We start from the raw sequence: 16,001 nt of genomic DNA on the forward strand, positions 1-16,001 counted from the left end.
ACCGCCACGCACGATGCCGGGCACGTCCCGCTCGAGACACCGCGTGGGACGGATCGGCCCACTGTGGGAGTCGGCATAACCGGCTGGGCAAGCCCAAGGGGAGCCTGAGCAAGCCGCCCTGAACAGCGGCTTGCCCAACCTTGCCGGAGTGCCTTCTCAGAGGACGGTTCGTGAGTTTTCGAGCGGCTCTGTCGTCGCTTGATGGTGTGGGTGCGGGGCGGAATCGGCTGGCCCGTAGGCGCTCGTCTGCTGGCGACGCCTGTCACAGCCGGTCCGGGCTCGCGCCCTCTCGCCGTAGCCATTCCCTGACCGAAGGAGCACGGTCAAGGAGTTGGCTGACCTGCGTGCCTTCTTCGCGTGAGGTCACCCTCGGCAGCGGGGCGAAGTCGTCGGGAAGTACGTCCAGCAGGCTCATCACGCGGTCTCCCGCACGCAGAGTGATCAACAGCTCGCACCGCAGCTGACGTGGAACGTCCGGGCGGTGGGGCAGGCTGTTCCACAGGGCTGGCCACAGGTAGTGGGTTCCATCGGGCGCCGCATTCGCTTGCACCCACGCTGGGTCCAATCGCTGGTTCAGGGCGAGGACACACGCCCGCTCCTCCAGCCTGAACAACGAGGCCGAATCGACGACTTTGACCTCGTGAGGCAGCGGCTGATCGAAGTGCATCGCCCCATGCTGCCCCACAGCACTCTGATGCGCGCGGCGTCCTCGTCGGTCAGATTGAGTCCCTTGTGGAAGCAGTGGCCGATGACTCCGCCTCCGCCTCCGGCCGCTCCTCCGAGCAGGGAGAGACCGCCTGCCGGAATCGCCGCGACCACGCCCAGGGCGACGCCGACCCCCATGCCCTTCTTGCCGGCGCGTTTTCGTCCAGCCCTGGCGGCGGAGGCTTTCGAAGCCGTCCAGGAGGAGGTCCAGGGCGAATTCGAACTCGAACCTCGGCAACCTCGCCGCGGCGGACCTGGGCCAGATCACCCGGGCCGTGAAGCACCGGCTCAAACGGATTCAGTACCGCCCGGACCTGGTCGACGGCTGCCTCACCGGAACCGGCCTCACCCTCGTTTGACCAGCCGAGACCGCATCGAATCAGCGCGACTGGAGCCGGTCGTCATCCCGGAGTAGCCGTCGCCGCTGACTCGGGCGGATAGAGGTCGAGCACGATGTCAAGCCCCAGCGCGCCAACCTCCGCCAACAGACCAGCCGGCAGGCCACAGCCTCCCTGACCGTTCTCGCTGCCAAAGCCAAGAAGCAGCTCCAGGTCACAGTCGGCGGACAGGTGCGCCAGCTCCTCGCGACACCTGTCGACGAGTCCGACCAGCGCTCGGACGTGATCCGCAAGCTCGCTGTCGTTGCACAGTCCGCTCCGTCGGATCCAGACACTGCTCTCCCGTCGAGCACTGGACGGATTGCGGGGACTCATCAGGCTGCCCCGCTCGAACTGCTCGTCGGCTGTGATCCCCAGGCGGACCGAGATCCCGCTGGCACTGACCGCTCGGCTCGTGATCCGGATCGATCCGGCCGACCACTTCGTGACCGGCGCAACCGGCTGCATCGTCAAGTCCTCTGGCGCGCACTCACGATCGCAGGCCAGCCCGCAGTACGCGAACGTATTCCGCGGGCTCCCACATGCGCGGTCCACGAGACCGACATCACGAGTTCAAGTTCAGTACCGGAGAGAAACGGATTAGTTGGGTTGCGAGCGCCACGTCATCGTGGACCAGGCATCCACCCGGCTGTCGGTGTCGGCGTACACGTGATCAACAAGTACGCCGACGGGTGTTGCCGGATCCGCGTGGGAACGGCGCCGGGCGCAGGCGGGTCCGCGCGCAACCACTGGCCGCGGCTCGGCTGGATTTACCTCCCCCTCGGCGCTAGATCAGCCCCCCGTACCCGCTACGCCTTCCGCGCGGACGTCCAGCCCTGGCGGCGGAGGCTTTCGAAGCCGTCCAGGAGGAGGTCCAGGGCGAATTCGAACTCGAACTGGTCGTCGCAGCCGCCACCGACCGTGGAGCCCCCGTCGTGTGCGGCGGTCGCGGCCAGTTCCGCGATGTGGGGGTAGCGCGCCGCCAGCCTGGGGTCCGGAGGGCCGGAGGGGCCCGAGGTGTCGAACAGTTCCTGGCTGAAGCCGAGCAGGCGGCTGCCCATCGCATGCATGACGTGGTGCGTGAGGTCGGCGGAGAGGCCGCCGTCCCGGAAGCTTCCGGCCATCGAGTCCAGGTACGCCAGCACGGCCGGGGTGGGGCCGGTCCGCGACTCGATGACCCGGGCCGCCCAGGGGTGGCGCAGCAGGACCTGCCGGGCCGAGAGGATCCGCCCGCGGACCACGCGCTGCCAGTCGGGGCCTGCGGCCGGCGGGTCGATCTCGCCGACGACGGCGTCGGTCATGCCGTCGAGCAGCTCCTCCTTGTTGGCCACGTGCTTGTAGAGGGCCATCGGTACGACGTCCAGCTCCTGCGCGAGCCTGCGCATGCTGAGCGCGTCGATGCCGGTGGCGTCGGCGAGCGCGACGGCTGCGCGCAGGACGCGGTCCCTGTTCAGGGGGATCCGTTGCGTGTGCGTGGCTTCCTGCCGGGTCATTCCGGTTCGGCCCCTTCCCTCCTCGACAGCGCCCTCTCCTTGACGAGTGTACGCCGTACACCTATGGTTCTGTCAGGTGTACGGCGTACACCACCGATCGAGCGAGGGGTACCGAGAAGATGAGTCCGGACCGGAGAACCGCGGTGGCCACCGGGTCGCTGTTCCTGTTGACCGAGGTCGCCGCGATAGCCGGGGCGGTTCTGTACCGCCCCCTGCTGGGCGCGGCGGACGGTCATCTCGCGCAGGGCGCCGATACGCGGGCGCTGCTCGGGGTGCTCTGCGAGGTGGTGCTGGTGGTGGCGGTGGCCGGTACCGGGGCGGCGCTGTTTCCCGTCCTGCGGCGTCACGGCGAGGGGCTCGCGCTCGGGTACGCCTTCGGGCGGCTGCTGGAGGCGGCCGTCATCGCCCTCGGGATCGTCGCAGTCCTGGCGCTCGTCACCCTGCGGCGGGACGCGGGGGCGGCGGCCGGCGCCGACGTCGCGCTGGCGGCCGTGCACGACTGGACGTTCCTGCTCGGGCCCAACATCGTCCTCGGCCTGAACACCGTCCTGCTTGCGTACCTGGCGTACCGCGCACGGCTCGTGCCGCGCTTCATCGCCGTGCTCGGGCTGGTCGGCGGGCCGCTGATCTGCGCCTCGGCCGTCGCCGTGATGTTCGGGGCCTACGCGCAACTCTCCGTGGCGGGGTCGGCCGCCGCGCTGCCGGTGTTCGCCTGGGAGCTGGGGCTGGCCGGGTGGCTGATCGTCAGGGGGTTCGGGCCCGGATCGGGCGCCGCGTCCCGGGCAGACGGAGAAGTGGCTGATCCGGCAGGTGTCCGTCGGTGAGGCCGACCCGAGGTTGACGGCGGTGCCGTCCGGGGCGACGCGCCAGCGCAGCTTCATGCGGGGATGCGTCCCTTCCGAAGATGATCAAGAGGTCACTGCGGGGCCGACCCTGGGCGGGCCGAGAGCGGCGAATCGATCCGCCGCGGGCCGTCGGCACGGCGCGTCCTCTCATCACCACTCGTTCGGGTCAGATCGGCCGGAAGGAGGCCAGGCGGGATCAAGGCGATGATTCCGGTCCCCGCGGACCGTGTCCGCAACCGGCTGGGGCGCGGCTCGCGCGGCGGACGGCCGCCGAAGTTCGACAGAGACGACTGCAAGCAGCGGCACGCTGTCGAGTGTGGGATCCACCGACTCATGGCTTTGTTCACCGGTTGTGGTTCTGGCTCAACTTCTGTGGTGACGGCTCGACGCTCAATACTTCGGGACGCTGAACAATGAGAACCAGCAGGTCGGCGCGTTGGCCCGACGGTGGGCACGAGCGCGCCCGGCGCAGCTCCACAGAAGTTGAGCCAGAACCTTGAATTTGGCTCTGACCGCAGTTTCGTGAACGGCCTGGTGTCGATCAGCGGTCACGTACGAGGGCAGGAGGGCGCAAGTCCACTGGCCGATCCACCGCAGGCCCCTCCCGTGTCCTCAAGTGCCGTTCAGCACCCTGGGTGATTCGTGTCTACCAGGCATCCCAGAGCGCACCGTGACGGTGGCGGACCGGAGGGATATCTGCGTCGTCAAGGTCATGGCCGGAATGGTGCAGTCCACGGATCCGCTGGGCGTCGAGTCGCCCCTGGAGCCGGGCCCGGCCTTCAGCGGTAGCAATCTCAACGGAGAACGAGCCCTTCCTGCAGTAGAGCACCATCCACTGCCAGGAGGTGATCCTGCGCCGCGACTTCGTCGGGGCAGGGCGACGGCCATCGCGCGCGGCCTCGGCAAGTTCAGCGTGCGTGTAGCGCAGGTCATACAGGGACATCGACTCCGATGCGCCTTCTTGGACGCGGAGTTGTCTGGGAGTCGTGCGGACGGTTCGGGACATCTAGAGCCTCCGTAGGTACCTCTGGGCACTCCAGAGGTACCTACGGAGGGTGCGTATTGGTCAGCACGACTCAGCCCCCTCGTTGGTCGGGACGATCTACCCAGCAGCACATTAGTCGTGCGGAGGCATGGAGGCCGAGATTTTCTGCTTGCCCCCCGTTGCGAAGTCAAGCCGCTCCAAGATCCTTCACGGAACTGCGGTCAGAGCCTGACAGGTTCTGGCACACATTCCGTGAACGATCTTGACTCGGGCTCCATCAGCCTCCCGCGACATCCAATCCGCGCAGTTCACGTGGTGCGCACCACCATGCTGTTCTAGTGGCCAGTTGAGACTCCCCACCGACGGCCAGTCGGTGGGGAACTATCTGGCCGTCACGGATCACGGTCGGTGATCGACTCGCGGGCTGTCGCGATGGCACCCCGGCTGGCAGACTCTCCAGCCATGGCGAACAGCGGACTGTGGGTCGGTATCCTCACCGCGCTGACCGCACTCGGAGCCAGCTACATCACCGCGCGGGCGACCTTGCGCGCAGCGCAGGCCCAAGCCCGAACAACCACAACGGCAGAGGCCCTGCGTGAACAGCGTGAACGGCGCCGATCCGCCTACCGGGAGATGATGAGCTGCGCGCATGCATTCAACGCGGTCACATGGCAGATCGACGACGTCGACGCGGCGCGCGACCGTGAGAGCAAGAACCGGCTCCTGACGCAGATGTACGAGCACATCGGCCCGGCCATCGGGGACATGAACAGGGCAATGCATGAGGTCCGGCTCGACGGTCCTGCCGAGGTCTCCGACGCGGCGGATCACGTGCGGAAAATGGCGCGGTGCGTCCAGCCGCTGCTCAAGGCACTCATCGGTGACGACAGTCCCGAGCGGCGGGACGAGTACGACGCTGCCTACCGGGATTTCCGGGAAGCCTACGTCACGTTCATCGGCGTGGCACGAGGAGCGCTGGAGGTCAAGGACGTGGACAGATAGCCGATAGCCCCTCTTCCGCAGTGTGATCAGATGCGCGCAAGCCGAGCGGCCTTTCGCCCGCCGCCAGTACTGCCGGACCGCGAGGCGGAGGGCGGCCACAAGACGGAGCGTCCGGTGTGTTTTCGGCGCGGTGAACGAGAGCCATGTGGGCGGTGGTTGTGGGAGCCGCTTTGGTCCGTCTGTGCAGGCGATGGACAGCGGTGCAGGTTCATGATCGGCGGCGAGAATGGGAGCCACCCTGATCGAGTGACGTGTGGGTGGGAGTGTCTGCAGTAGCGGCGGGGGTATGGGCCCGCCCATTTGATGTCGAGTCGGCTTACCAGGGACTGCTTCAGGCGTTGTCAGCCGTGGATGGGATGATCCCCGTGGCGGGCGTGAGCACGCCGATATCTGGAGGCCGCGTCGCCCAGTGAACGCGGGGTTTTCGCCGCGGGCGTTGCTGAGCGTCTGATGGGCTGGCACGAGGCTCTGTCGGAGGATGAACAGGCAGCCTTCACTCTGGGTCTGCGACCGCTCCTGAACTCGGTGTGGGAGGGCGTCCTCGGCGATCCGGCGGTGTATACCGCCGTCAACCGCGGCCTGGCGGAGTACATGCTCAGCGACTACTGCCACAACGACCGCCTGTTGGGACCTGAGGATGCGTACGAGCCCGCTGCTGCCGCGACCCTCAATGCCGCGTATGCGTATCTCTTCAGGTGCACCGACTTCGCAGTCTGGGCCAGTCGCCGGGCCATCGATGATCAGCACCTCGAGTACCTCGCCGGCGCCGGGCTCGAAGAAGGAGACTTCCTCGACACCGACAAGGCACTGATCGATGAGCTCAAGCGTCAGCTGCGGGACCTCGACCTCATCGCCGCGCGAGAATGTGCTCTGCACGACGTGGGGGCCCGGGTACCGTCTCTGAGCACCCGGCCGCTGTCGACGGCTCCGGCGAGGTCGGCCATCGTCCGTCGGCTTGGGGCCCTGACGTGCATGCTCGTCCAGAGGCTCCTGGCACGGCCGTCATGCCGCGCGGGGCGGGCGCAACCAGACGTGCGGAGGGATCCAGCACGCGTCTGCAAGATCACCGGAGTGTAGCCCACAGCCCTTTCGGCGTTCAGCAGGCACCAGACTCCGATACCGTCAAGCCGCTGGTTGGATGAGGGGAGGGCTTGAATGTTCGGACGGCTAACGAGCTCGTGCATGGTTGGCGGTGCGACGCCAGATCCTGATCCCTGATCATGTTCTTGTGGTGGGGAACGGGTCTCGTGCAGCGATCATCACCGACCGGAGGATCACAGGGCTCTCGGCCGATGTGATCGCCGAACTCGTCCCCGAGGTAGGTCCGTTATGGCACCAACGGCATCAAGCGAGATTGGAGTCCAGGCCGCGGAAGCGGGCCGTTTCGGCGCTGGTGCAAAACACCAGCCGGTCTTCATCGACCGGCTCCTGGCCACGCTTGTCCACCTTCGCCACGGTGCTACTCACGACGTGCTGGCCTGCTGGTTCGGCGTTGACCGCTCCACGATCACCCCGGGCGATCGGCGAGGTGCGGCCCCTGCTCGCAACCCGTGGCTGCACCATCGCGGCCGGCACCCGGCTCCACACCCTCGCCGAGGTCATCGACCACCTCGGCGCCAGCGGACAGACCGGAATCATCGACGGCACCGAGATCCGAGTCCGTCGGCCCGCCGTCGGCCGCAAAGACCGGGAGAAGTTCATCTCCGGCAAGAACAAACAGAACGCCGTCAAGGCCATGGTCCTCACCGACGCCAGCGGCAGGCTCCCGTTCTGCAGTCTCGCCCAGCCCGCAAGCTGTGCCGACATCACGCACGCCCGACAGTTGGGCCTGGTCAAGCACCTGGCTGGCGGCCCGGCCGTGGAGATCCTCGCCGACGCCGGCTACCAGGGCCTGGGCGCCCAGACCGGCGGCCGCGTCGTGACGCCACCACACCGCAAGTTCAAGAAGAACCCACCGGACTGGTACGAGGAGATCCACGAACGCCAGCGCAAGGCGCATTCCGCACGCCGTATCCGCGTCGAGCACGGCATCGCACACCTCAAGAACTGGCGAGCCCTCGTACGACACCTGGACCGCCGCGACCACATGAGCGACACGATCCAAGCCGTCGCCAGCCCGCTCTCACACCAGCAGACCGCCACCCGCAGGCCCAATCAGCCACAGTGACCACTAGCCCGACCTGCACCTTTCGACGTCACACCGCCAACCATGCACGAGCTCGCTGGAGAAATCGGGCAAGGCGGGGATCGCCACGTTCGTGATGCGCCAGCACGAGTACCTGGTGGCGGTGAAGGCCGAGAACGGCCTCCTCACCTGTCACACGCTGCACTGGGCGGACGAGATCAGAGACCCGAAGAAGGAGATCGGCGACCTCCCCGCCAAGGCGAAGGCCTCCGACAAAGAGCTCAAGATGGCCGAGCAGCTCATCGAAGCCCTGAGCATGGAGTGGAACCCCGAGGAGTTCCACGACACGTTCCAGGAGAGGGTCGCCGCCCTGATCGAGGCGAAACGGGCCGGCAAAACCGTGGAGAAGGCCGAGCCGGCGGCGAAGGCGACAGGCGCGGTCGACCTCATGGAGGCCTTGCGCGCCAGTGTCGAGCGGGCCAGGAGCCCCAAGGTCACCGGAGGCAAGGCCGCTGGCCCCGGAGCGATTGCGGAGAAGAAGCCCGGTGCGAAGAAGCGGATCCGCTCCACACCACCCACGGACGGAAATGGCGGTTGAACGCTCTCGGATTCCATGGCTCACGACTGCTGTGCAGGCATCAATCCGCCGTCATGCGAACGTAGGCAGTCCGACGTAACTTGGAACATAAGATCGACTGCCATTGGGAGTCCCTATGCACATACTCGGGGTGGCCCTTCTGCGCGCGGTCATGCTTCGGATCGGACAGAAGTCCAGTCCTGCCCTTCGCAGATTCATCGTCGTCATGAGCGTGCTGCATCTCGGCGTCTATCGACGAACGGGTGGTCTGCTGGGACGACTGGGACTGAAGCACGGCAAGATCGTGATCATCACGACGACGGGCCGTAGGACCGGCGAGCCGCGGACGGTTCCCCTCCTCGCTGTCGAGGATGGCGAAGGCCTCGCGGTCATCGCTTCTCATGGGGGCCTGGACCAGCCGCCGGGCTGGTGGCTGAACCTCGGAGAAAATCCCTTCGCGACGGTCGAGATCAGAGGTCGCACCTTCCATGTCAGGGCCGAGCAGGCTGACCAACGGAAACGTGCGGAACTGTGGCTCCGGTTCGTCAAGGCTTTCCCCGGGTACGAGGATTACCGGCAGCGCACAGCCCGCGAGCTTCCCATTGTGATTCTCCATCCCGTGCCCGGACCGGCCGTGACAGCAGGTTGAGGGAGCAGGTATGCGCGACCACAACGGAATCCAGCGCATTCTGGAGGCCCCGTTCGTCCCTCTGGGACAGTGGCCGACGCCGATCTCGGCAATCTCCCGATCAAACGGGGTGGATGTCCTGGTCAAGCGTGACGACCTCTCCGGTCACGGCCGCGGAGGCGTCAAGACGCGTAAGATCGAGCATCTGGTCGGGCACATGCTGGAGAAGGGGTACGGCAGCCTCGTCACCCCGGTGGGCAACGTGACCAACCTCGTACACGACATCCTCCCGGTTCTTCGACGGTTCGACATCGCATGGGAAATCGTCGTCGCTGACGTTCCGCCTCTTCCTCTCGGTGAACGACGGAGGATGTTCGGCGGCCTCGGAAACAACGTGCGTCTGATCGGTCCGGGCCACATCGAGGCAGCCGGTGCGCTGGCCGGTGCCTATCACCGGAGCCGCAGAGCGGGACGGCGGCCGTTCTTCGCCCCGCCGAGCCTCGCACATCCCGCAGCGGTGATCGCTGCTGCGCGCGGTTTCCTGGAAATGGTGGGGCAGGTCGAGGCCATGGGGGTGCCGCCGCTGCAGACGGTGTTCATCACGGCCGCGTCGGGCACGGCGTTCGCGGGTTTCGTGCTGGCGGAGAACCTGCTGCGCCTGCAAGGACATCGTCCGATCCATGTCGTCGGCGTTCAGGTTTACCCGGGCCCAGCACGCTGGTGGATCCACGGACTCGTCCAGTGGACCGAGCACTACTTGTCGGTCTCCGACCGGGTGCCCAGTGGACGCATCGACCTGAGGACGACCAGGATCTATCGCGAATTCGGTCGCTACCCAACCGACTTGGTCGAGCTGTGCACATCCGTGAAGGACGAGACAGGACTGAAACTCGACCCGGTATTCGGAGGTAAGACCTGGTCGATCATGGAGTTTTGTCTAGCCCAGGGGCGCAGCAATGGTTCCGTGTTGTATTGGCACTGCGGCTACACGCCGGACTGGGACGTCGTGCCCGCGGCTTGTTGAGGTGGGCCGGCCCACGTCACTGAAGGTCTATCTCGACGGGGATCTGCTCAGCTGCCTGGCAAGCAGCGCGTCGAAGACACGTGTGGGCAGAGCGGTGGACAGGGCCACCCCCGCGCGTGCCTCCGCGCCCATGAGATAGACGGCCTTGGGATGTCGCGCATAGAGCGCATGACGGGCGGCACGGGCGACCACCGACGGTGAGATGCTCCGTCCCGCCGCGGCGGAAGCCACGTATCGCCGCATGTTCTCCAGTGTGCTGCCGTACAACTCCTTCGCTCTCGTCGGCAGTCGGTCCGTCAAGCCCTGCACAGAATGGTCTGCCTTGCTCCAGATGGGGGTCGCCACCGCTCCGGGCACGAGGACGGACACGCGGATGTTCCATGGCCGCAGCTCGCGTCGCATCGACTCCGCTATGCCGTTCAGTGCGTGCTTTGACGCGGCGTAGGGTCCGAAGCAGGGTGCGGCGATGTGTCCTGCGATAGAGCTCGTGAAGAGTACGCGTCCGTCCCCGTGATCGCGGATCAGGTCAAGAACCGCCTGAGTCACGGCCAGCTGGCCGAAGACGTTGACCTCGAACTGGTGTCGCATCTCATCGATGGTCACGTATTCCAGGGGGCCGCCTGTCGCGGCGCCGGCGTTGTTCACCACTCCGCGGAGGCGCTGCCGGCCCAGGAGCCGGCGGATCGAATCGGCCGCCTCCGTGATCTGGCTGCCACTGGTGACGTCCAAGAGGATCTCGTGCACCGCACCTGGTAGTCCGTCGCCCTTCGGCGCGTCCCCGGCCCTACGCACACCGGCGAATACGGTCACACTTCGCCCGGCGAGGTCCAGAGCGATTGCCCTGCCGATCCCGCTGGATGTACCGGTGACGAAGACTGCTTCGTCTCTGGTTTCCTCGAGGTGTCGACCAAAAGGTGAGTGACGCCTCACGCGGCGGCCTCCTCGACTGCTCATGAACAAAGAAGCGGAGCGAAACGGTTGCGAACGGTTACGTCACCATGATGAGTGAGAACCCACCTTTGCTCCCCTGTCTCCACCGGGAGCTCGTCGGCTCATCACCCGAACGCACCACTGTCGCGTCAGTAAGCCGGCGAGCCCTTATACGGAATTCGGGTTAGACTGATGGCATGCTGGTGATAGCCCTTTCCGCCATGCTGGCGTTCTTCGCCATAGCTCAACTGCGGATACTGGTCATTCATTCATATTCCCAGATGAAGGGTGTCGGAGGGCAGGCCATCGAACTCACCCGGCCGACCAGTTGCTCCTGGCCGACGGTCGTGGTGCAACTCCCCATTTACCGAGAACACAAAGTTCTTTACCGACTGCTCACGGCGGTAAAGAACCTCGACTATATGGATGGCCGACTCGCGGTGCAAGTTCTGGACGACTCCGAGGGGGAAGAGGCCGCGCTGGCCAAGGCCGTCGTCGACGCACATCGCGGAGGCTCCGTCCCGATCGAATACATCCACAGGACAAGCCGCGACGGGTACAAGTCAGGGGCGCTCAACCACGGTATGCGGATGGCCGATTGCGACCTCGTGGCAATTTTCGACGCGGACTTCACACCTGATCGTGACTTCCTCATCAAAACCGTGCCCCTGTTCGAGGATGCTCGCGTCGCTGCAGTCCATACGCGGTGGCGGCACCGCAACGGTCTTTCGTCCACTCTGACGCTGTTCCAAGCGGCGGTCATCGACAGCCTGTTCTGTTTTTCGAGCGGGATCCGCCAGGCCAGGGGGGAGTCCACCATATATCTGGGGACCAGTGGGGTCTGGCGGAAGCGCACGATCGAAGAACTCGGCGGGTGGCGCGAAGCACCGTTCACCGACGACGGCATCGACCTCAGCTTCCGTGCCCAGCTCGCGGGATGGTCGGTCGTCTTCGTCAACGAGGCATTGGCCAGCAGCGACCTTCCCGACACCTACCTCAGCTACAAAAACCAGCAACGCCGCTGGGCGCGCGCGGCATTCCGGCTCTTCCTCGACTATGGGAAGAATGCGCTTAGTCCGCCACAGGGCAAGAGACGTCGATTTCTTGAGCTTTCTTCCTTGCACCTGGTTCTGGGTACACCGGTACTCGTCCTGACCGGAGTGCTCTCCAGTGCATATATCGTTCTCGGGCTCCCACGCACTCCGTACTGGGCGATCACCCAAGTCGGTCTCAGCGCGTTTCTCGTGCTGTTCCCGCCGCTGCAGGAATGCGTGCTCTCGCAGAGAATTCTGTACGGCGACTGGGCGCGGCGGTGTCTGCGTCTCCCACTGTCGTTGCCGCTCGCCATCGGCGTATCGGTCTCCATCCTGGCCGGCTTCCGGGACACGATCAAGCGAGACGAGCCGGAGTTCGTGAGAACCCCCAAGGAAGGGTCGTTGGGCATTATCCGGAAGAGCGAAGCGAAGTGGGTCGGAACCGCCTCGCGGATCGCATGGTGTGAACTGGGCCTGGGCGTCGTGTTCCTCTCGGCCGGGCTGCTGTCCGTCGTGCGCGGGTACGCCGAATCGTGTTTCCTGCTCTCGTCCCTGGCAGGGGCTTTCCTGGTCGCGAGTGCGAGGAGCGGATCGGAGATCCGACGAGCCGGTCACCAGCCGGCTACCCCAGCCTCCGCAGGCACACCAGATTGACCCGCCCGTTTCCCTGGCGACGGATCTCCCGCCGGATGGCGTCCCGGTCCTGGGGGAACGTCACCGGTCGAGGAGGGGGCCCCGCCAGGGAGACGTCGTCGAATCCGCATGCGGCCAGGGCCGCCCAGAACGAGTCGATCGACTCACCTGCAGCGGCCAACGTCCGCTCGTTGAGCTCGATGATCAGAACCAGACCAGGATTTCGACGACTCAGCTCCCGCATACCGGCCAACGCCGCGACCTCATGCCCTTCAATGTCGATCTTGACCAGATCCACTCGGGGCCACAGACTCTGTTCGGCCCATGCGTCCAAGGTGGTGCACGCAACGGTCTCCCTCGGCCCCGGACCGTCGCCAGCCGCCGCGGCCCGGTGGATGCTGGACAGCATGCTGTCGGGCGTGCCCGCGAACAGCGTCACTGCACCGACCGAATCTCCCACGGCACTCGGCACCACGTGGATCTCGCCGCCGGCGTCGTTCTCCGCCACGTTTCTCCGCAGGATGGGGAGCAGTGCCGACGACGGCTCGAACGCCCAGACCGTGCTCGCCGCTCCGCCGAGGCGCGCGCACAGCAGCGTGAAGTAGCCGAGGTGCGCACCGACGTCCACGACCGACATGTTCGGCCTGACGAAGTGCCGGATGAGTGCCGCGACGTCGCGGTCGTGCATGCCCATCGCCAGCATCTGCAGGTGATACGAGGGGCGCCCTTCGTGGTAGAGCCGAAAGCCGTCGACCTCGACGGGGATCCCCGGATCCGTCAGAAGCGAGTGGGGAAACAGCCACCGATGCAGGGGTGCGCCGAGTTCGGCAAGGAGTGGCGCAAGGGGACCAGAACGGTCGAACCCCCAGGCTCCGGCTCGATGAATAGCGCGTGCGCCGCGCAGAGTGAATGCGCGCAGCGGTGATGCGGGACGTGGCACGAGCGGACCTACCAAACCACTAGGGCAACAACAATGGGGGCGAGGACGATGTTCACCCCGTGTGTCGCCATGCAGAGCCACAGAGAGCCCGTCCGTGCGTGCACCCAGCACCAGATCATGCTCACGCCGAAAGCCCATACAAAGTATGCTGCGCCGGCCACATACGGGTATGCAGGCAAAAGGTAGACCAGTTGGGCCGAGTGGCGGAGTCCGAACAGGGTGGACGTGACGACCGAAGCGATCGGCAGCGAGTAGCGCCCCAACAGCGAGCCTTGGAGGAATCCCCGGTAGAAGAGTTCCTCTCCGAACATGGGCCACAGTCCCAGGAAGACGTACGCGATGATCAGCGCGAACCAGCTTCCATAACGCGCGGCGTACAGATCCGCGAACTTCCCATAGGTCGCAAGCAGGTTCCATGCGGGATCCCGCGTCTTGCCGAGGACGGTCATAGCGAGGCTGTAGAGAAGGATAAAGCCGCCGATGAACGCGATGGCGGCAGCAAACGGTCGGCCCTGCTTCGGAAGATGCGCCCGAATCTCAGGCCAGGGTCGACCGGTGGGGCGAACCCGAAACCAAAGCGGGATGACAATGGCGAGGCACGCGTGAAAGACAGGAAACGGCGCGTAGGGCCAGCCTTGCCATGACTCCGGAAGGGCGACCGCGGTGACCAGTACACCGATGCAGAGAACGGTGAGCGGGTGGAGTCCGCCGACGGGTGCGGTGGGGTCGGCGGCTTGCGCGTCCGGAACCGCGGGTCTCCTTACGTTCGCCATGGTCTCATCAGCTACTCCACGCTTGAGATGAAGCGGCGAACGGTCTCGTTGACGAATGAGTCGTCTACGTAGGTGATGAAGTGCTCACCACCTGGCTTGATGACCGCTGCACCCGCGTTGGGAAGCAGCGCGGCCATGCGGCGGGCCTGGGCGACCGAGACAATGTGGTCGTTGTCGCCGGAGATGACCAGGCTCGGCACGTGAACCTCGCCCGGAGTCGGGCGATGCTCGGTCAGGTTGGGAAGAATGCTGTGCTTGAACAGCGCCGTCAACCGAAGGACGACCAGCGCCTCCTGGACGATCCACTCCGGTTTGATCTGGGTCCCTCCGACGAAGCGCCCAAGGAGTGTCGCGAACACACGCGATGACACCACTCGCTCGATGGGAAGGTGTTCCAGCATCTTCAGCCAGAAGCCGTAGGGTTGCGGGAACCGGTAACGATCGGCCAGCCCGACGAAGACCATCGAGCGACACAACTCGGGGTGACGCTTGGCCAGATAATAGGCTGCCGCACCCGTGTCGCCCCACACGACGAAGTGCGCGCGGCTGATACCGAGGGCGGAAAGCAGGCAGCGGACCTCGTGGGCCCTGTCCTTGATGCCGACTCGCGTGTTCGTGCTGAGCAGCGGTTCATAGAGCACGACGCGGTGGTCGCGCTGGAACTCTGCGATTTGAGGTGCGTAGACGAAGTTCAGTTCGGTGACCATGGGCAGGAGTACAACGGCGTCCCCCTCTCCGCAGTCGAGTACGCGGAGTGTTCTGCCGTCGGGAAGCGTGACGGGACGCATGGCCGCCGCGATCGCTCTTTGGTCCTCGGTCATCCTCGTGCGAAGCGAGTCCGAGACGGGAGGTCGCACCCATGTGCGCGCGTCAGTCATTGCACCCCGCCTCACCGGGCAGGAGCTCGATTGCCGCTGCGCCACAGGAAAACCCGAGGCCGAAGGCGAGAAGCAACAGCCTTTGCCCTGGACGGAGTAGGCCTTCGTCTCTGGCCAGGGAGAGATTCACCAACAGGCTGGCCGGGCCCATGTTCCCCAGGCGGCTGGCAGGCATCGGAAAAATATCCGGCCGGAAGCCCAGAGCCTCGATGAGAACGTGCAGCATGCGAACGTTCGGCTGATGGGAGATGACGAGGTGGACGTCGTCGTGGCACCACCCGGCTTCTTCGAGTACACGGGAAACCAGGGGAGGGATGACGCGTACCCCCGTACGAACCAGGCCAGAGCCGTCCATGTCGTAGAAACCCGCTTGCACGCTGACCCCTTCGGGGCCGGCGTTGTAGCCCAGTACCGGGATGCTCCCGAGGGCCGCATGGTCGGCGTGAGTCACCCACTGGATGCTCATGACCTTCGCCGACATGCCCTGTGACGTGGTGTGCCGCTCGACCACGACAGCGCCCGCACCAGCGCCGAAGAGCCCGACCGTGCCCCTGTCCTCCGAGCTGATGATCGGCAGGAAATCCACACTCGACGAGATGACGACCCGACTGCAACGATTGCTCGACAACATGAGCACAGCCATCTCGAACATGGCCACAGGTTCAGCGCACACTCCGTCAACGGAGAGCACTCGTAGACCCTTGAGCCCCAGCGCATTCGCCAAGATGACCCCGGACGGCGGGGTGAAGGCCGTCAGGCCGTTCTGGATGTGAAGGAGAACTGTTTCGGGGCCCAACATGTCAGGTTTCAGCCCACTCGACTGGAGAGCCGACTCGACAGCGGAAACCGCCAGCGTGAGTACGTCCTCTCCTTCCCCGCAAACCCGTCGTTCATCAATCCCTGTTCGCTTCGTGAACCAATCCGTGGACAGCCCCATCGAAACAGCCAAGCCGGTGTTCGAGACAATCCTGGAGCCGACGGCATGACCGGTGCCTGAAATACTGAACTGCTCGAGCACGACCTCACTCCTTCGGGTGAAAGTTGGTCCGGCA

At 65.5% G+C, this 16,001-nt stretch carries 17 protein-coding genes and 1 pseudogene; 8 read left to right on the forward strand and 10 right to left on the reverse strand.

Going from position 1 to position 16,001, the window contains the following annotated elements; all coding sequences use genetic code 11:
* Positions 1–262: 262 nt before the first annotated feature.
* The 3 genes from OHA89_RS37315 to OHA89_RS37325 form a co-directional block, all read right to left on the reverse strand.
* Positions 263–667, reverse strand: a complete 405-nt coding sequence (locus OHA89_RS37315) for a hypothetical protein (RefSeq protein ID WP_266616317.1) — start codon at positions 665–667, stop codon at positions 263–265.
* A gap of 439 nt (positions 668–1,106) precedes the next feature.
* Positions 1,107–1,550, reverse strand: a complete 444-nt coding sequence (locus OHA89_RS37320) for a DUF4279 domain-containing protein (protein WP_406368080.1) — start codon at positions 1,548–1,550, stop codon at positions 1,107–1,109.
* A gap of 341 nt (positions 1,551–1,891) precedes the next feature.
* Positions 1,892–2,575 (reverse strand): TetR/AcrR family transcriptional regulator C-terminal domain-containing protein, encoded by a 684-nt coding sequence (locus tag OHA89_RS37325; RefSeq protein ID WP_406368081.1) that lies wholly within the window; start codon positions 2,573–2,575, stop codon positions 1,892–1,894.
* Between the two features lie 119 nt (positions 2,576–2,694).
* On the opposite strand from OHA89_RS37325, the gene OHA89_RS37330 reads away from it, so the two are divergent.
* Positions 2,695–3,399: a DUF4386 domain-containing protein gene (locus OHA89_RS37330; protein ID WP_266616312.1), complete on the forward strand. Its 705-nt coding sequence runs from the start codon at positions 2,695–2,697 to the stop codon at positions 3,397–3,399.
* Here the strand turns inward: OHA89_RS37330 and OHA89_RS37335 are convergent.
* Positions 3,388–3,456 (reverse strand): annotated as a pseudogene (locus OHA89_RS37335) (hypothetical protein); the annotation flags it as partial. The gene OHA89_RS37330 and the pseudogene OHA89_RS37335 sit on opposite strands and share 12 nt — an antisense overlap.
* 610 nt (positions 3,457–4,066) lie before the next feature.
* Complete coding sequence (locus OHA89_RS37340; RefSeq protein WP_406368082.1) at positions 4,067–4,363, reverse strand: hypothetical protein; 297 nt, start codon at positions 4,361–4,363, stop codon at positions 4,067–4,069.
* A gap of 504 nt (positions 4,364–4,867) precedes the next feature.
* Between OHA89_RS37340 and OHA89_RS37345 the strand changes: the two genes are divergently transcribed.
* The 6 genes from OHA89_RS37345 to OHA89_RS37370 all read left to right on the forward strand — a co-directional run bounded on the left by OHA89_RS37345 (position 4,868) and on the right by OHA89_RS37370 (position 9,761).
* A complete protein-coding gene (locus OHA89_RS37345; RefSeq protein WP_406368083.1) occupies positions 4,868–5,407 on the forward strand; it encodes a hypothetical protein in 540 nt (179 codons plus the stop codon).
* Between the two features lie 450 nt (positions 5,408–5,857).
* Positions 5,858–6,484, forward strand: coding sequence for a hypothetical protein (locus OHA89_RS37350; protein ID WP_406368084.1), 627 nt, complete (start codon positions 5,858–5,860; stop codon positions 6,482–6,484).
* A gap of 415 nt (positions 6,485–6,899) precedes the next feature.
* Positions 6,900–7,574: a transposase family protein gene (locus tag OHA89_RS37355; RefSeq protein ID WP_266616306.1), complete on the forward strand. Its 675-nt coding sequence runs from the start codon at positions 6,900–6,902 to the stop codon at positions 7,572–7,574.
* A 55-nt stretch (positions 7,575–7,629) separates the two neighbouring features.
* On the forward strand, positions 7,630–8,130 hold the full coding sequence (locus OHA89_RS37360; protein ID WP_406368747.1) for a Ku protein: 501 nt from the start codon (positions 7,630–7,632) through the stop codon (positions 8,128–8,130).
* 115 nt (positions 8,131–8,245) lie between these two features.
* Complete coding sequence (locus tag OHA89_RS37365) at positions 8,246–8,758, forward strand: nitroreductase/quinone reductase family protein (RefSeq protein ID WP_266616304.1); 513 nt, start codon at positions 8,246–8,248, stop codon at positions 8,756–8,758.
* Positions 8,759–8,768: 10 nt separating this feature from the next.
* Positions 8,769–9,761 carry a pyridoxal-phosphate dependent enzyme gene (locus OHA89_RS37370; RefSeq protein ID WP_266616302.1) on the forward strand — a complete coding sequence of 331 codons (993 nt, stop codon included), beginning with the start codon at positions 8,769–8,771 and terminating at the stop codon, positions 9,759–9,761.
* 27 nt (positions 9,762–9,788) lie between these two features.
* Here the strand turns inward: OHA89_RS37370 and OHA89_RS37375 are convergent, their stop codons facing one another.
* Positions 9,789–10,715 (reverse strand): SDR family NAD(P)-dependent oxidoreductase, encoded by a 927-nt coding sequence (locus OHA89_RS37375; protein WP_251064173.1) that lies wholly within the window; start codon positions 10,713–10,715, stop codon positions 9,789–9,791.
* 173 nt (positions 10,716–10,888) lie between these two features.
* On the opposite strand from OHA89_RS37375, the gene OHA89_RS37380 reads away from it, so the two are divergent.
* Positions 10,889–12,379: a glycosyltransferase gene (locus OHA89_RS37380; RefSeq protein WP_266616300.1), complete on the forward strand. Its 1,491-nt coding sequence runs from the start codon at positions 10,889–10,891 to the stop codon at positions 12,377–12,379.
* Here OHA89_RS37380 and OHA89_RS37385 read toward each other — a convergent pair.
* The 4 genes from OHA89_RS37385 to OHA89_RS37400 all read right to left on the reverse strand — a co-directional run bounded on the left by OHA89_RS37385 (position 12,348) and on the right by OHA89_RS37400 (position 15,967).
* Positions 12,348–13,061, reverse strand: a complete 714-nt coding sequence (locus OHA89_RS37385; protein ID WP_406368085.1) for an FkbM family methyltransferase — start codon at positions 13,059–13,061, stop codon at positions 12,348–12,350. The two genes, OHA89_RS37380 and OHA89_RS37385, sit on opposite strands and share 32 nt — an antisense overlap.
* A 245-nt stretch (positions 13,062–13,306) precedes the next feature.
* On the reverse strand, positions 13,307–14,071 hold the full coding sequence (locus OHA89_RS37390) for a CPBP family intramembrane glutamic endopeptidase (protein WP_266616297.1): 765 nt from the start codon (positions 14,069–14,071) through the stop codon (positions 13,307–13,309).
* An 11-nt stretch (positions 14,072–14,082) separates the two neighbouring features.
* Positions 14,083–14,778, reverse strand: coding sequence for an alpha/beta fold hydrolase (locus OHA89_RS37395; RefSeq protein WP_406368086.1), 696 nt, complete (start codon positions 14,776–14,778; stop codon positions 14,083–14,085).
* Between the two features lie 163 nt (positions 14,779–14,941).
* A complete protein-coding gene (locus OHA89_RS37400; RefSeq protein WP_266616293.1) occupies positions 14,942–15,967 on the reverse strand; it encodes a 3-oxoacyl-ACP synthase III family protein in 1,026 nt (341 codons plus the stop codon).
* Positions 15,968–16,001: the final 34 nt, after the last annotated feature.

The sequence above is a fragment of the Streptomyces sp. NBC_01546 genome, assembly GCF_045208355.1.
GTDB lineage: Bacteria > Actinomycetota > Actinomycetes > Streptomycetales > Streptomycetaceae > Streptomyces.

Coding starts and splice junctions, on each gene's coding strand:
- OHA89_RS37315 (WP_266616317.1), bottom strand. CDS start 667: ATGCACTTCGATCAGCCGCTGCCTCACGAGGTCAAAGTCGTCGATTCG.
- OHA89_RS37320 (WP_406368080.1), bottom strand. CDS start 1,550: ATGCAGCCGGTTGCGCCGGTCACGAAGTGGTCGGCCGGATCGATCCGG.
- OHA89_RS37325 (WP_406368081.1), bottom strand. CDS start 2,575: ATGACCCGGCAGGAAGCCACGCACACGCAACGGATCCCCCTGAACAGG.
- OHA89_RS37330 (WP_266616312.1), top strand. CDS start 2,695: ATGAGTCCGGACCGGAGAACCGCGGTGGCCACCGGGTCGCTGTTCCTG.
- OHA89_RS37340 (WP_406368082.1), bottom strand. CDS start 4,363: ATGTCCCTGTATGACCTGCGCTACACGCACGCTGAACTTGCCGAGGCC.
- OHA89_RS37345 (WP_406368083.1), top strand. CDS start 4,868: ATGGCGAACAGCGGACTGTGGGTCGGTATCCTCACCGCGCTGACCGCA.
- OHA89_RS37350 (WP_406368084.1), top strand. CDS start 5,858: ATGGGCTGGCACGAGGCTCTGTCGGAGGATGAACAGGCAGCCTTCACT.
- OHA89_RS37365 (WP_266616304.1), top strand. CDS start 8,246: ATGCACATACTCGGGGTGGCCCTTCTGCGCGCGGTCATGCTTCGGATC.
- OHA89_RS37370 (WP_266616302.1), top strand. CDS start 8,769: ATGCGCGACCACAACGGAATCCAGCGCATTCTGGAGGCCCCGTTCGTC.
- OHA89_RS37375 (WP_251064173.1), bottom strand. CDS start 10,715: ATGAGCAGTCGAGGAGGCCGCCGCGTGAGGCGTCACTCACCTTTTGGT.
- OHA89_RS37380 (WP_266616300.1), top strand. CDS start 10,889: ATGCTGGTGATAGCCCTTTCCGCCATGCTGGCGTTCTTCGCCATAGCT.
- OHA89_RS37385 (WP_406368085.1), bottom strand. CDS start 13,061: ATGCTGGCGATGGGCATGCACGACCGCGACGTCGCGGCACTCATCCGG.
- OHA89_RS37390 (WP_266616297.1), bottom strand. CDS start 14,071: ATGGCGAACGTAAGGAGACCCGCGGTTCCGGACGCGCAAGCCGCCGAC.
- OHA89_RS37395 (WP_406368086.1), bottom strand. CDS start 14,778: ATGGTCACCGAACTGAACTTCGTCTACGCACCTCAAATCGCAGAGTTC.